The sequence below is a fragment of the Marinobacter sp. BW6 genome (genome assembly GCF_008107725.1).
GTDB lineage: Bacteria > Pseudomonadota > Gammaproteobacteria > Pseudomonadales > Oleiphilaceae > Marinobacter.
This window is the reverse complement of record NZ_VIRN01000061.1, coordinates 500,906-515,311: the sequence shown is the minus strand read 5'-3', so window position 1 is coordinate 515,311 and position 14,406 is coordinate 500,906. Positions and strand designations below refer to the sequence as shown.

General features: G+C 57.4%; 13 protein-coding genes and 1 tRNA gene. 10 read left to right on the top strand and 4 right to left on the bottom strand.

The genetic code is table 11. The features are described 5' to 3' along the window. Window positions 1-84: 84 nt before the first annotated feature. Window positions 85-1,968 (top strand): hypothetical protein, encoded by a 1,884-nt coding sequence (locus FMN52_RS08085; protein ID WP_148608143.1) that lies wholly within the window; start codon window positions 85-87, stop codon window positions 1,966-1,968. A gap of 120 nt (window positions 1,969-2,088) precedes the next feature. On the opposite strand, the gene FMN52_RS08080 is transcribed toward FMN52_RS08085, so the two are convergent. Further along, window positions 2,089-2,175 (bottom strand) — tRNA-Leu (locus FMN52_RS08080). 254 nt (window positions 2,176-2,429) lie between these two features. On the opposite strand from FMN52_RS08080, the gene rnr reads away from it, so the two are divergent. From rnr to alr, 8 genes are all read left to right on the top strand, one after another. Further along, entirely contained in the window at window positions 2,430-5,003 is a 2,574-nt protein-coding gene (rnr, locus tag FMN52_RS08075) for a ribonuclease R (protein ID WP_148608142.1), read from the top strand. A gap of 15 nt (window positions 5,004-5,018) precedes the next feature. Beyond that, window positions 5,019-5,756, top strand: coding sequence for a 23S rRNA (guanosine(2251)-2'-O)-methyltransferase RlmB (rlmB, locus tag FMN52_RS08070; RefSeq protein ID WP_148608141.1), 738 nt, complete (start codon window positions 5,019-5,021; stop codon window positions 5,754-5,756). 246 nt (window positions 5,757-6,002) lie between these two features. Further along, window positions 6,003-6,419, top strand: coding sequence for a 30S ribosomal protein S6 (gene rpsF, locus FMN52_RS08065; RefSeq protein ID WP_008176389.1), 417 nt, complete (start codon window positions 6,003-6,005; stop codon window positions 6,417-6,419). Between the two features lie 25 nt (window positions 6,420-6,444). Next, window positions 6,445-6,675: a 30S ribosomal protein S18 gene (rpsR, locus tag FMN52_RS08060; protein ID WP_007154918.1), complete on the top strand. Its 231-nt coding sequence runs from the start codon at window positions 6,445-6,447 to the stop codon at window positions 6,673-6,675. 26 nt (window positions 6,676-6,701) lie between these two features. Beyond that, a complete protein-coding gene (locus FMN52_RS08055) occupies window positions 6,702-7,568 on the top strand; it encodes a hypothetical protein (protein WP_148608140.1) in 867 nt (288 codons plus the stop codon). Between the two features lie 20 nt (window positions 7,569-7,588). After that, complete coding sequence (gene rplI, locus FMN52_RS08050) at window positions 7,589-8,035, top strand: 50S ribosomal protein L9 (RefSeq protein WP_148608139.1); 447 nt, start codon at window positions 7,589-7,591, stop codon at window positions 8,033-8,035. A gap of 233 nt (window positions 8,036-8,268) precedes the next feature. Continuing rightward, complete coding sequence (dnaB, locus tag FMN52_RS08045; RefSeq protein WP_148608138.1) at window positions 8,269-9,675, top strand: replicative DNA helicase; 1,407 nt, start codon at window positions 8,269-8,271, stop codon at window positions 9,673-9,675. Then, window positions 9,675-10,751: an alanine racemase gene (gene alr, locus FMN52_RS08040; RefSeq protein ID WP_148608137.1), complete on the top strand. Its 1,077-nt coding sequence runs from the start codon at window positions 9,675-9,677 to the stop codon at window positions 10,749-10,751. Before dnaB ends, alr begins: the two co-directional genes overlap by 1 nt. A gap of 17 nt (window positions 10,752-10,768) precedes the next feature. Here the strand turns inward: alr and FMN52_RS08035 are convergent, their stop codons facing one another. Then, entirely contained in the window at window positions 10,769-11,125 is a 357-nt protein-coding gene (locus FMN52_RS08035) for a hypothetical protein (protein ID WP_148608136.1), read from the bottom strand. 151 nt (window positions 11,126-11,276) lie between these two features. Between FMN52_RS08035 and FMN52_RS08030 the strand changes: the two genes are divergently transcribed. Continuing rightward, the gene (locus FMN52_RS08030; RefSeq protein WP_148608135.1) at window positions 11,277-12,155 is read left to right on the top strand and encodes a sugar nucleotide-binding protein; all 879 of its coding nucleotides are present in this window, start codon (window positions 11,277-11,279) and stop codon (window positions 12,153-12,155) included. A gap of 27 nt (window positions 12,156-12,182) precedes the next feature. On the opposite strand, the gene fnr is transcribed toward FMN52_RS08030, so the two are convergent. Beyond that, on the bottom strand, window positions 12,183-12,932 hold the full coding sequence (gene fnr, locus FMN52_RS08025) for a fumarate/nitrate reduction transcriptional regulator Fnr (RefSeq protein WP_148608134.1): 750 nt from the start codon (window positions 12,930-12,932) through the stop codon (window positions 12,183-12,185). A 139-nt stretch (window positions 12,933-13,071) separates the two neighbouring features. Beyond that, the gene (fabB, locus tag FMN52_RS08020; protein WP_148608133.1) at window positions 13,072-14,280 is read right to left on the bottom strand and encodes a beta-ketoacyl-ACP synthase I; all 1,209 of its coding nucleotides are present in this window, start codon (window positions 14,278-14,280) and stop codon (window positions 13,072-13,074) included. Between the last annotated feature and the right edge of the window lie 126 nt (window positions 14,281-14,406).

Genomic DNA, 14,406 nt, shown 5'->3' with positions numbered 1-14,406 from the left:
AATTGCCAAACCTATCAAGGTCTCCGATCACCACATCCCCTAAAGTAGCGGCACAACCTCTAACAAGGATAAACGGTTGCCGCGATGAAACGCCTCATTGGTCTCTCTGTTACTGCTTTCTCCCTCATCCTGGCCGGTTGCGGTGAGGAATCCGACCAACTGCCCGTGGACGGGCGGGATTTCGACGGCGTGGAGTACAGTGAGCCGGCACCCTATACCGGCAAGGTCATCGACGGATACCTGAAGAACGCCCGGGTCTGGCTGGATATGGATGGTGACAGTCAGTTTACGCCGGGGCCTCTGGTCATCGAACTGGATAACGGCAGTGAAGTCACCCTTGCCTCGGGTGAACCCACCGCAATGAGTGGCGCCGGTGGTCGTTTTGTAATGGATATTTCGGAGCTGGTTCTCGACCCTGCAGTCGGCCCCGATCTTGATCCACGGGACTATTCGCTGCATGCCGTAGCCCTGCCGGGTAAAACCCTTGAGGAAACGCGCATTGGAGAAGTGCCGGTGGCCAGTGCCTATCTGATGTCGGCGCCTCCCGGTGTCCGCAATATCACGCCACTGACAACACTGGCCCGCTATCGGGGCATTGTCGGTCTGGGTTCGTTCCTGGAAACGCCGTCCAGCGTCGCTGCCAGCCTGGCCGATTTGAATCTGGTGCGCGATTATATCCTCGCCCGGGACGATCGCTCACACGCCTATGCCAGGGCATTGGCAAGGTTTATGGCCAGCCAGATTCCTGCTGCCTATAACGACCTGCTGGCAGCCGGAGACAGTGACGGCACGGAGCGATTCCTGAGTAAGGAAGCGGCGTTTCTGCTGGGCGTATCGCTGGTACAGAATGCCGCGGATGTCATTGCGGTGGTTGATGCCACGGCCCAGGGTGATTTTGCCAATGTTGATGTCGATGCCCTGGCCCTGCCTGAAGTGGATGTGGAGCTGAGCGACCCGGTGCTGCTGACCAGTCAGAAAATCTACGCCGAGCCTTCCAGTCAGAACACCCTGCCTGCCAATCGTTCCGGCCTTCAGATCTCCGCCGAGCTGGCCTTCGATTACAGTGAGAGCGGGCGCCTGCTATCCGTCTCGGCGAATGGCTGTCTGTCACCTTCCATGCCGGAGTTAGCGCGGCTGATCGGCGTGAATGGCTATATGGCGAACCTGCAAACCCAGTGGTTGCCCTCCGCCGCACTGTCGGAGCAGAGCCGCTTGAATTTCGATGAAGAGGGAACGGATGAGCGTCTGGTTTTCGACTGGGACAACCGCCGAGCCTATTTCGAAACCAGTACCACCTGTCATCAGCACCGCGGGGTTGCAGCGGGCTCATCGGAGCTCGGCGGGAACCCCGAGGTTACCTACAGCTGGACCAGGGACAGTGGTGATCTGGTGGCATTGGTTGCAGCGACAAGCGGTGGCGCAACCCGTACGCTGGTTCCGGAAACCGCAAATTCGTCGTCGGTGTTTCCCGGTTACCGGATTGCAGAGCAGGGCAGTGAGGTGGAGGCCGTAACCTTTGCGGTCGGCATCAGCAGTTGTACGCCACAGGACGATGCCTTGGAAGCAAGTCAGGTGGTAACAGGTGTTCAGCCGTACCAGTTTGCCGGCCATGACCCACAGCCCTCCGGTTTTACCGATCCGGTTCTTGAGTTCGATCGAAGGGCGTTTTCCGAAAATGAGCAACCGAATCTTCGACTGTTGCGCTATGGATTCCTCGATCCCGATCTGCTCCTGCTGGCCCGGGTGACGGGTGATGGCAGTTTCGAATGGGCTATGAACTACCCTGCAGCAGATGGGCCGGGCTTTGTTGCTGAACAGCCGAACCTCATCCGTGATGCCTACCTGAAAAGCTACAGCGCTGCTGGTGATTGTGGTCGAGAGTTCGAGGGTGTCCCCAATTCCGCTTATGCGCGGGTGGAGTATAGCTACCAGAGGTTGTCTGAATATCTGGTAGGGTTGCTGGAATAGCCGGAGGCAAGTCTATTTCTGTTGCTGTCTGACAGCAAAGAAGTAGAACGAATTGAGCGTTATTCAGAGAAAATCGAGATCTGGCCGGTTGGCTGTCTGACCACTTCCTGAGGAAGAAAGTGGTGCCGAGGAGAGGACTTGAACCTCCACGGGGTTGCCCCCACTAGCACCTGAAGCTAGCGTGTCTACCAATTTCACCACCTCGGCAGGTGATTTGCAGTTCTGCTTTTAGTTCGTTGAAAACTTAGCAGTTCTGCCGCAGCTGAGGTATTGCCCCTCAACCGATGGCGCGTACTTTAATAATTCCGGAAAACGGTGTCAAACGTTTTTTATCAAAAACCTTGAGTGGTATTTGTGCCTATATTCTTTGTGTGGTTAGGCACTTCCTTTGCACCGGCGTTATACTCGGGATCAAATTCAATTAAGACACACCGCATTACGGTACCAGGACAAGGACACGAATGGCTTCGAGAAAAAAGACAGACAGAGATCCGCACGCAGGTCGTGAAGCAGAAAAATACGACAATCCGATCCAGAGCAGGGAGTTCATCCTTGAGCACCTCAAGGAGCGTGGTGCCCCGGCAACACACGAGACGCTTTGTGAAGAACTCGGACAGAATTCCCCGGAGGGTATCGAGGCTCTGCGTCGGCGTCTTATTGCCATGTGTCGTGACGGGCAGTTGATCTGTAACCGCCGTGGGGCCTATCTGCCGATTGAAGAGGCCGAACTGGTCGCCGGCAGGGTGGTTGGTCATAAGGATGGTTTCGGTTTCCTGATCCCTGACGACGGAGGCAGTGACCTGTTCCTCACCGCCCGGCAGATGCGCCAGGTGTTCCATGGCGATCGGGTGGCTGCGAGGGTCGATCGTGTCGATGATCGCGGCCGGCGCGAAGGTGTGATCGTTGACGTTCTGGAATATCGGACCAGTCAGACGGTGGGACGTTTTTTCCAGGAAAGCGGGATCAGCTTCGTGGTGCCGGAGAATGCGCGGATCAACCACGAAGTACTGATTCCCCAGGAGAATTGCGGCAATGCACGCCACGGCCAGTACGTTGTGGTGGATATCGTCCGTCAGCCCACCGTGCGCACCCAGCCATTGGGTAAGGTGGTCGAGGTTCTCGGGGAGCACATGGCGCCGGGGATGGAGATCGATGTTGCCATTCGTTCCTACGATATTCCCCATAGCTGGCCGCCCGCTGTCGGTGAGCAGACTGCGCAAATTCCGGAAGAAGTCACCGAAAAAGACAAGGCCAACCGGAAGGATATCCGAAATCTCCGGCTGGTCACCATCGATGACGAAACTGCCCGTGATTTCGATGATGCCGTGTACTGCGAGCCAAGGCCTCGTGGCGGTTATCGTCTGCTGGTCGCGATCGCCGACGTTTCCCACTATGTGCGGCCCGGAACGCCGTTGGACGAAGAGGCGGTAAACCGCAGTACTTCGGTTTATTTCCCGGATCACGTCGTGCCAATGCTGCCGGAAAAACTGTCCAATGGCCTCTGCTCGCTGAACCCCGGGGTGGATCGCCTCTGCATGGTGGCTGATATGACCATCAGCGCCGCCGGTAACATCAGCAGCTACAGCTTCTATCAGGCGGTCATGTTCAGTCATGCGCGGCTTACCTACAACAAGGTAAGCACCATGCTGGAGCATCCGGACACCGAGCAGGGCTACAAGCTGTGTGAGCAATACGCCAATGTCCTCCCGCAGCTGCATAATCTCTATGGGCTTTATCAGTTGCTACGCAAGGCCCGTACCGAGCGTGGTGCGATTGATTTCGAAACCACCGAAACCAAGATCGTGTTTGACGCCGACCGGAAGATAGAAGAGATCGTGCCGGTGCAGCGGAACGACGCCCACAAGATTATCGAGGAGTGCATGCTGTGCGCGAACGTAGCAACAGCGCGATTCCTGAAGAAGCATAAACTGCCGGCCCTTTACCGGGTGCATGATGGCCCTTCAGAAGAGCGCCTCAATGCGGTCCGGCTGTTCCTGGGCGAGCTGGGCCTGCAATTGGGTGGCGGTGATAACCCCACGTCTGCGGACTACCAGGAACTGCTGAACAGTATCAAGGACCGCTCGGATGCCAACGTGATCCAGACGGTTATGCTGCGCTCACTCAGTCAGGCGGTCTACAGCCCGGAAGAGGGTGGCCATTTTGGTCTTGGTTATGCGGGTTATGCCCACTTCACATCGCCGATCCGACGTTACCCGGACCTTATCAATCACCGGGCCATTAAATCGGTAATCCACGGAGGGCAGGCGTCCAAAGACGTTATCGTGCCCCCGAAAGCGGATCCGGAGCTTTCCGAATACCCCTACGATATGGCCCGGATGGAGCAGTTGGGTGAGCATACCTCCATGGCAGAACGGCGTGCCGATGATGCCACCCGGGATGTCATGGCCTGGCTGAAGTGCGAGTACCTGAGTGATCATGTCGGTGAGGAATACGACGGCGTCATTGCGTCAGTCGTGCCCTTCGGTTTCTTTGTGGAGCTTTCTGGCGTCTACATAGAGGGGCTGGTGCACGTGTCGACGCTCAGCGGTGACTTCTTCCATCACGATTCGGCCAAGCATCGCCTCATTGGTGAGCGCACGGCCATGAGTTTCCGGCTTGGCGATGAGGTCCGTGTGAAAGTCGTTCGGGTTGGAATGGAAGATCGCAAGATCGACCTGGAGCTGATCAGCGAGCCCGTGCATCGACAGGCAGATCGTGACGCGCTCAAGGTTCCAGATAAAGGCGAGCGAGGAAAGGGCAAGCGCGGCGCTGGCAAAGGTGGCAAGCCGCCCGGCAGAAACAGGCCTGGTCAGAAAGGCGCATCAACTGGCGAGTCTGGCCCGAAGACCCCTAGGAAGCGCCCGGCTTCGCAGAAGAAAAAGGCGGGCCCCGAGGCCTTTGATGACGATGAAACTCCCTCTGCCAGGGACGAACTGGTAGCCCGAGCTGCAAAGCTTGCCCTGAAGAAAGGCAAAAAAAGCAGTGGCGCTGGCAAAGGCGATAAGAAAGCCAAGCCGCGCAAATCAGGCAAGTAACAGGAAGCAGAATCAGTGTCCGGAGAATTTGTGTTTGGCTGGCACGCGGTTGAGGCTGTCCTCAAGCGCGAGCCTGAACGTTTGCAGCAGGTCTGGATTCAGACCGGCAGGCAGGATAAGCGGGTCAAGAGCATTACCGATGCCCTGGATAGCCTGGGTGTGCGTTGGAAAGTTGTGCATCGTAAAGAGCTCGACGAGCGCGTGTCCGGAGTGCATCAGGGTATTGTCGCGGCCGTCAGTGAAAGCCGGGAGTGGACGGAAGACGATCTGCTTGCTCAGTTGGCGGGCAGTGACAAACCGCCGTTTTTGCTTGTGCTGGATGGTGTCACCGATCCTCATAATCTTGGCGCCTGCATGCGCACCGCCGATGCGGTGGGTGTCCAGGCGGTCATTGTGCCCAAGGACAAATCCGCATCGCTGACACCGGTTGCGCGCAAGGTTGCCTGTGGTGCTGCGGAAACGGTGCCCTTGGTGCGGGTCACCAATCTCGCCCGCTTTCTGCGGAGTTTGCAGGATCAGGGAGTCTGGCTGATCGGCACCGCCGGTGAGGCGGACGCAACGCTCTACCAGGCCGATTTCAAGGGGCCGGTGGCACTGGTGATGGGGGCTGAAGGCAAGGGTATGCGCCGACTGACCCGGGAGCACTGCGACCAGCTCATCAATATCCCCATGCTGGGCCATGTGGACAGTCTCAACGTGTCCGTGGCTACGGGTGTTTGCCTATACGAAGCCCTGCGTCAACGGCTCGGTTAACCCTTGCACACAGGCCCGTCCCCGCCTAGAATATGTGACCCCTTTTTTAAGGGGTGGTTTTGTGTTGCCTGAATGTAGGCAATCCGAGACCGAGCTTTTGATCAAGCCTTTCTTGTAAAGCCTTATTGATAAAGCAAAAAGAAACCGGCAGCTGCTGCTGTCAACTCCTTGCTTTCATGTTTGTCGGTCGCGGATTTACAAGCCGTGCCGGTAAAAAGGAAGCTGTTTAAACCGTAGGGAGAACTCATGCGTCACTACGAAATCGTTTTTATGGTACATCCGGATCAGAGCGAGCAGGTGCCCGCGATGATCGAGCGTTATACCGGCGTCATCACTGAAGATGGCGGCAAGGTACATCGCCTGGAAGATTGGGGCCGTCGTCACCTGGCATACCCGATCAACAAGATTCACAAGGCTCACTACGTACTGATGAACGTTGAATGTTCACAGGCCGCGATGGACGAGCTGACTCACAACTTCCGTTTCAACGATGCAATCATCCGCGACATGATCCTGCGCCGCGATGGTGCGGATACAGACCTGTCCCCGATGAAAGCTTCCGAGTCCCGTGAAGACCGTCGTGGCGGCGATGATCGCCCGCGTCGTTCAGCCGAATCTGACGAGCCACGTCAGCGTGCTGAAACCCAGGACGAAGAAGAGTAATTAACCGGAGTTGAGGAGTTAAGTTATGGCTCGTTTTTTCAGACGTCGTAAGTTCTGCCGCTTCACGGCAGAGGGTGTTAAGGAGATCGATTACAAAGATCTGGACACCCTGAAAGGCTACATCACTGAAACCGGCAAAATCGTGCCCAGCCGCATCACCGGCACCAAAGCACGTTATCAGCGTCAGCTGGCTACCGCTATCAAGCGTGCCCGCTACCTGGCACTGCTGCCGTACTCGGACAGCCACGATAACTAAGTAACAGAAACACAGGACTTGGGACCATGCGTGCACTTGCACAGTATGTAATGCGCGGTCCCTTCCAGGCCGGCGGGGTAGCGGCAGTCACGACTGCAGTACCCTTGTTGTTCTGGATTGGCGCAGCCGTTGTCGGCCTGGTTATTCTCAGGCTTGGCATCGGCCAGGGGCTCAACATCGGGCTCTGGGCATTACTTCCGGCGCTCGGCTGGAGCATTTTCGGGCAGGACCCGACTGCTCTGGCTGTGTTGCTCCAGGTTATGCTCATGGCGTCGCTGATCAGAACCACGCTGTCCTGGGAAAAAGCTCTGCTTGCGGGAAGTTTTCTCGCAATCGTCACAGGCCTGATGTTGCCTGTGGTCTACCCGGGGTTGCTGGAGGATCTGGTCCAGGCCGGGGTGAGTTTTTACCAACAGTACAATGCCGAAATTGCGCAGAGTCTTGGCGATGACCTCGATAGGGTTATCCGGGACACGATGAATGCGAGCATGGCCGGCACCTACCTGGCAACGGGTGTGGGCATGACCATGCTGGCGCGATCCTGGCAGGCGGGGCTTTATAACCCCGGCGGATTCCGGAAGGAATTCCATAGCCTGCGGCTGTCGCCCCCCATTGCGGTGTTGTGTGCGGTGACCATGGTGGTTGGCCCGTTCCTGGGGCTCAATTCCATGTTGCTTGCCTGGGCTGCGGGAACACCGTTGTTCCTGACCAGTCTGGCATTGGTGCACGGTGTTGTTGGTTTGAAAAAGCTCAGTGGGAATTGGTTGGCGATGTTCTATGTCGCGCTGATCCTTTTGGGCCCAAGTCTGATGATTCTGTTAGTGGTTCTGGCTTTTGTGGATAGCTGGCTGGATATCCGGAGGCGTATAAGCCCTGCCGGGCCGGCTGAATAAAGCACGAAGAGGTTAACGAGATGGAAGTTATTCTGCTCGAGAAAGTTGCAAACCTTGGCTCCCTGGGTGACAAGGTGAAGGTTAAGGCCGGTTACGGTCGTAATTTCCTGCTTCCTTATGGCAAGGCTGTACCTGCCACTGAAGCAAACCTGAAGGCGTTCGAAGAGCGTCGTGCCGAGCTTGAGAAAGCGGCTGCTGAGAAGCAGGCTGCTGCCCAGGCTCGTGCCGAGGCCCTCGAGGGTGCTGCTTTCACCATCAGCTCCAAGGCTGGTGAAGAAGGTAAGCTGTTCGGCTCTATCGGTGTGCGCGACATTGCTGACGCGATCACTGCCGGTGGTACCGAAGTTGAGAAGAGCGAAGTTCGTTTGCCGGAAGGCCCGATCCGGGTGACTGGCGAGTACGAGATCGAGCTTCAGCTGCACTCCGACGTTGAAGTAACGGTCAAGCTGGCGGTTGTTGCAGAGTAAGCTGTTTTCTTTGAAAACGGCGTCGGGGGTTCCCCGGCTCTGCTAATACGCTGGTGGCCGACGTGGCCTCTCCGGAGGCTGCGTTCTGGCCAACCCAACAGGCCCGAACCGCATCTTGCGGCTTTCGGGCCTGTTGCTTTCTGGTATGCTGTTAAGTCCTTGTAACCCTCTCCCATTGCTGCGGCAGGTCGCTTAAACTGTCGTGGTTATGATGTCCAACTGAAGATGTGTTCATGGCCAAGCCGAATCTGAAGCCCGCGAGTACCGATCTCGAAACCAGTCGTATCAAGGTTCCTCCCCATTCTGTGGAAGCCGAGCAGGCGGTGCTGGGCGGCCTGATGCTGGACAACCGCCGGTTTGACGAAATCTCCGAGGTTATTTCAGCCGCAGATTTCTATCGGCAGGACCACCGCCTGATCTTTGGTGCCGTAGAACGCCTGGCCAGTGAGAGCGAGCCCCTGGATGTGGTGACCCTCGCGGAATTCCTCGAGCGGGCCGGCGATATTGAAGATGCCGGTGGTTTGTCCTATCTGGCGGAATTGGCCGAGAAAACTCCCGGTGCCGCCAACATTCGCGCCTACGCCGATATTGTCCGTGAGCGCTCCATTCTTCGACAGCTGGTGGAGGTGTCCGGCAAGATATCCGATTCGGCTTTTAATCCACTCGGCCGGAACAGCAATGAAATTCTGGACGAAGCCGAACGCAGCGTCTTCCAGATTGCCGAAGCACGGGTCAAGGAAGGTTCCGGCCCGCAGGCAATCAATCCCATTCTGGCCAAGACTCTGAGCCGGATTGAGGAACTGTTTGAGTCTGGCGAGCAGACCACCGGCTTGACCACAGGCTTCAAGGATCTGGACGAGCAGACCTCGGGCATGCAGCCCTCGGATCTGATCATTGTGGCGGGGCGGCCCTCCATGGGTAAGACGACCTTCGCCATGAATATTGTTGAGAATGCTCTGATCAGCACCGGCACGCCGGTTCTGGTGTTCAGTATGGAGATGCCAGCGGATGCCCTCGCCATGCGTATGCTCTCTTCCCTCGGGCGCATCGACCAGACCAAGGTCCGCGGCGGCAAGCTCGAAGAGGACGACTGGCCCCGGCTGACTTCGGCGGTGAGTCTGCTCAAGGACAAGCCTCTTTATATCGACGATACACCCGGCCTGAGCCCCACCGAAATGCGTTCCCGAGCCCGGCGTATTGCCCGGGAAAACGACGGCAAGATTGGCCTGATCATGGTCGACTACCTGCAGTTGATGCGAGTGCCCGGGAACACCGAAGGCCGGACTGCCGAAATCTCGGAAATCTCCCGGTCGCTCAAGGGTATTGCCAAAGAGCTGAGCTGCCCGGTGGTGGCTCTGTCCCAGCTCAACCGGAGTCTTGAGCAGCGGCCCAACAAGCGCCCGGTCAACTCGGATCTGCGTGAATCCGGTGCCATCGAGCAGGATGCCGACGTCATCATGTTCGTGTACCGGGATGAGGTTTACAACGAGGATACCTCGGACAAAGGCATTGCCGAGATCATTATTGGTAAGCAGCGGAACGGTCCTATAGGCACGATCCGCCTGGCATTTATCGGCAAGTACACCAAATTCGAGGATCTGGCTCACGGCGACTATAGCGATTATGGCGGGGAGTACTGATGCCCCGCAGTACGGTTGCCCGGATTGATCTCGACGCCCTTCGGCGGAATTTCCAGACTGCTCGAAGCCGGGCCGGCGGAGCGCAGGTGATGGCCGTGGTTAAAGCCGATGGCTATGGCCACGGTATCGGGCCGGTGGTCTCAGCTCTGGACAGCCTGGCGCCAAAGTTTGCGGTGGCCTGCCTGGAAGAGGCGCGGGCCATTCGGGAAACAGGGCTCGTACAGCCGGTGGTCCTGTTGCAAGGTGTGCACGCCGAAGCTGATATCGACGAGTGCGCCGGGCATGGGTTTGAACCGGTTTTTCACAGTTTCCAGCAATTGACCTGGCTGGAGCGCCTGGAAACACCGCCGGTGTTCTGGCTGAAGCTGAACAGCGGCATGAACCGCCTGGGCTTTCATCCGGACGAGCTGGCTGGGGTAATGAGCCGGCTGCAGGCCATGAACGCTGATCAAGAGCTGCTGGGCTTTGTGACCCACTTTGCCTGTGCCGACGATCCCGATAGCGCCATGACAGCGAAGCAAACCTCGGTGTTTGAGCAAGCGACCTCTGCGTTTCCGGGGTTGATGAAGAGCGTTGCCAATTCGGCTGCCCATTTTCATCCAGACCAGCCCATGTTTGACTGGAGTCGTCCGGGCATCATGTTGTACGGCGGTTCGCCAATGGTTGGCAAGACCGGCCCGGAGCTTGGCCTGGAGCCGGTGATGTCACTGGAGGCGCCATTGATCAGTACCCGTGTGGTGCCAGCGGGCGAGTCGGTTGGCTACGGTGCCAGCTGGGTTGCCGACCGCGACACCCGGATGGGAATGGTGGCGATTGGTTACGGTGATGGTTACCCCCGGCATGCCGGAACCAACACGCCCGCCGCCATCAATGGTCAGCGAATCCGGCTCATCGGTCGGGTTTCCATGGACATGCTGGCCGTTGACCTGACCAATGCACCGGATGCAAAGGAAGGCGACAGTGTTGAACTGTGGGGTCGCACCGTGGGTGTCGACGAGGTGGCCGCGTGCGCTGGTACCATCTCCTATGAGCTTATGACCGGCATCACCGGGCGGGTGCCAAGGCAATACCGGTAGCACTGCAGGGCGTTTCGCTAGCCCTGTTCCGGTTCGTGAATGATTTCCTCGATAAAGTCGAGAATGGCAGCGAGGCTGCGGTCGTCCAGTTTCTTGAGCACTTTGTGCACGACCATCTTGCTGCCCTTGAGCATGCTGCTGATGCCCATCTTGGCCATGCCCATCATCATGTTACTGGCATGCAATCGCCGAAGCGGCTCCAGGAAAAAGAAGTCCAGACCTTCCTCGGTCATGTCCACGATCAGGTTGAAGAGCTTGTCGATGGCTTCCTTGTCGGCCTTGCCCCGTGCGCGCAGTTCGCCGACGGTATACAGGGCTCGGGTTCGCAACTCATCGGGGATCGGCGCCACAATGTGGCTCTGTTGTTTCAGCATGAGAGTTCCTGTTGTTGTATGCTCTTGAAAGAAATAGCGAAGCATTAAATTCAGACTGCACCACAGTGTAGGGACCGGACTGGGTAAGCCATTGGCCAGATTGGTTCGGAAATACCGTCACATCAGTGATATCCGGAGGCATTGAATCCTCGTGCATGTACTTGTTGTTCACGATTACGGCCCTTTGGGGAAGCTCTTGCTGGAGCGCCTGCGGGAAACACACCTGCACGTCAGCCCATTGCTCGTCAGTGACCCCTCCAATGCGGACCTGGATGCGTTGGAAAACTGGATTCCTGAAGATACCGACCTGATTGTGAACGCACTCTGGATGGCCGATCCGGAAGTCGCAGAGAAAGACCCTGAGGGCGTCCACATGGCGGCGTTCTCACTGCCAGTGGCCATTGCGGAGTTTGCCCGCGATCGTGGCATGGCGCTGTTCCAGCTATCCTCCTGCTATGTATTCGATGGCCGCAAGCAAAGCGGGTACATCACCTCCAACCCGGGGCAGCCGGTGAATGAGCTGGGCAACTGGCAATGGGAGTGCGAGCAGGCACTGCGCACCCTGTTACCGAGGCACATAATTCTACGGACGGGCTGGAGCCTGGCGCGGTTTATTCGAAAGGTTCAAGCCAGTACCGGTGCCGACGAGTTACTGTCATTGCCGGGGCGATGCCGCGGCCAGCCTTTGGCGGTTCGGGATCTGGCCCGGGTGATTGAGGCGGTGGTTCTGCAACTTGATTGCGGGGCCGAGGTGTGGGGCACGTATCAGTACGCCGGTGCCGAGGAAATCAATCTATACGAGCTGGGGCTCGCAATTGCCGGTCTTCCGGGGATTCCCGAAGGTATTCGGGTGGTGGATGAGGTGCCGGAGTGGGGCCATCTTGAGCCGGTTAATACCACCCTGATATGCACCAAAATCCGCAATACCTTCGGTATTAAACAGATGCCATGGCGCTCGGGTCTGGTGGATGAACTGGCCATGCTGAGGCAGAATAATGGCCGTGAAATGGCAAGTGAACCCGCCGGGTAAGGTTACTGGCGGGTCCGAGTCAGCTTCTCAGTTATTGCACTGACGGGAGAATTCCCGGCTGACCATTTGCAGGGCTTCGATATCCAGAAGTTCGACTTCCCGGCCCCTGGCCTTGATGATTCCCTGATTCTGGAAGCGGGTGAACACCCGGCTCACGGTTTCGACAGCAAGCCCTAGAAAGTTGGCAATGTCATTGCGTGCCATGGGCAGGCTGAAGTTGGTAGGGGACATCCGGCGGCGCTGGAATCGGCTGGACAGCGACAGCAGCAATGCGGCAATGCGCTCTTCAGCGGTGTTCTTGCTCAGTAGCATGGCCAGTTGATGGCTGTTCTGAATCTCCTGGCTCATCAGGTGATACATGTGATGCTGCAGTTCTGGCAGTTTGCCAGTCAGTTCCTCCAGTTTGTCGATCGGAAACTCGCATACGCTGGTCCGTTCCAGAGCCTTGGCCGTGCAGGCGTAGTGTTCACTGCCAATGCTGTCCAGGCCCACCAGTTCACCGGGCATGAAAAAGCCGGTCACCTGTTCCTCGCCATTTTCGGTAATGATTGACGTCTTGATGGAGCCGCTTTTCACCGCAAAACAGGAGCGGTAGGGCGTGCTCTGGTCAAAGATGTGCTCGCCGCGGTTGAAGATCCGCCCCTGCTGGACAATGTCTTCCAGGCGGTCGAGGTCATTCTCTTCAAGCGCCAGAGGCAGGCACAGGTTGCTAAGACTGCACTGGTGGCAGGACGCTTTGAGAGGAGATGCCTGACGAAACGGAATTGCTTGAGCCATACGTGATAATCCGTCCGATTTGATCCATGTCAACTATGTACCTTAATACGGATGACTGTCTTTGCCAATAATCAAGCTGAATGATCTTAGAATATATTGAAAAAAAATAAGGGCCCGTGGGCCCTTATTTGTCTTTGTCTCAGAGTTTCTCGAATACCAGCGACGCGTTGGTTCCACCAAACCCGAAACTGTTGGACATCACGGTGTTCAGCGATGCTTCCCGACTTTCAGGGCCTACAAGAGGAATATCGCTGATTTTTTCGTCTGGATTGGCCAGGTTCTTGGTGCCGGCAATGAAGCCATTCTGCAGCATCAGAAGCGAATAGATGGCCTCCTGAGCACCGGCAGCGCCCAGCGAATGACCAGACAGCGATTTGGTTGAGGAAATGGCCGGGATGCCGGAACCGAAGGTGGCCCGTACCGCACCCATCTCGGCAACGTCGCCAACCGGGGTGCTGGTTCCGTGGGCGTTGATATAGTCAATCTTGCCCCGGATAGTGGCCATGGCCTGCTTCATACAGCGCTGGGCCCCTTCGCCTGAGGGGGCGACCATGTCATAGCCGTCAGAGGTGGCGCCGTATCCGGTGAGCTCGGCAATGATGTTGGCGCCCCGTTTCCTGGCGTGTTCCAGCTCCTCCAGTACCATCATGCCGCCACCACCGGCGATCACGAAACCGTCCCGGCCGGCATCGAAGGGGCGGGAGGCGGTTTCAGGGGCATCGTTGTACTTGGTGGATAGCGCTCCCATGGCATCGAACATCATGGTCAGGCTCCAGTCCTCTTCTTCCCCGCCGCCGGCGAACACAATGTCCTGTTTGCCAGCCTGGATCTGCTCCATGGCGTGGCCGATGCAGTGGGCGCTGGTGGCACAGGCCGAAGACATGGAGTAGTTCACGCCACGAATCTTGTAGGCGGTGGCAAGGCAGGCGGAAACTGTGCTGGTCATGATGCGGGGAACCATGTAAGGCCCAATGCGCTTCACGCCTTTCTCTCGCATGATGTCGGTGGCTTCCACCTGGCTGGAGCAGGATGCGCCGCCGGAGCCGGCAATCAGGCCGGTGCGGTCGTTGGAGATCAGGTCTTCGGTCAGCCCCGCCTGGGCAATGGCCTGCTCCATGGACAGAAAACTGTACATGGCGGATGGCCCCATGAATCGACGGATCTTGCGGTCGATAACGGATGTGTCCACATCCACCGAGCCGGCGATCTGGCTGCGAAAACCCATTTCCTTGTAGGTTTCGTTGAAGCGGATGCCTGACTTCCCGGTTTTCAGGCTCTGGGTGACCTCGTCCAGTGAATTGCCGAGGCAGGAAACAATGCCCATGCCGGTGACGACGACGCGTCTCATAAATTCCTCCTTCCCGACCGGCCGATATGGCCGACCTTGCGATCAATAACGTTATTTAACAGTCTAGGCGCTTTGGCCCGGATACGATATTTGACCTTGGTAAGGGGCGAGGGGCGGATTGAGTCT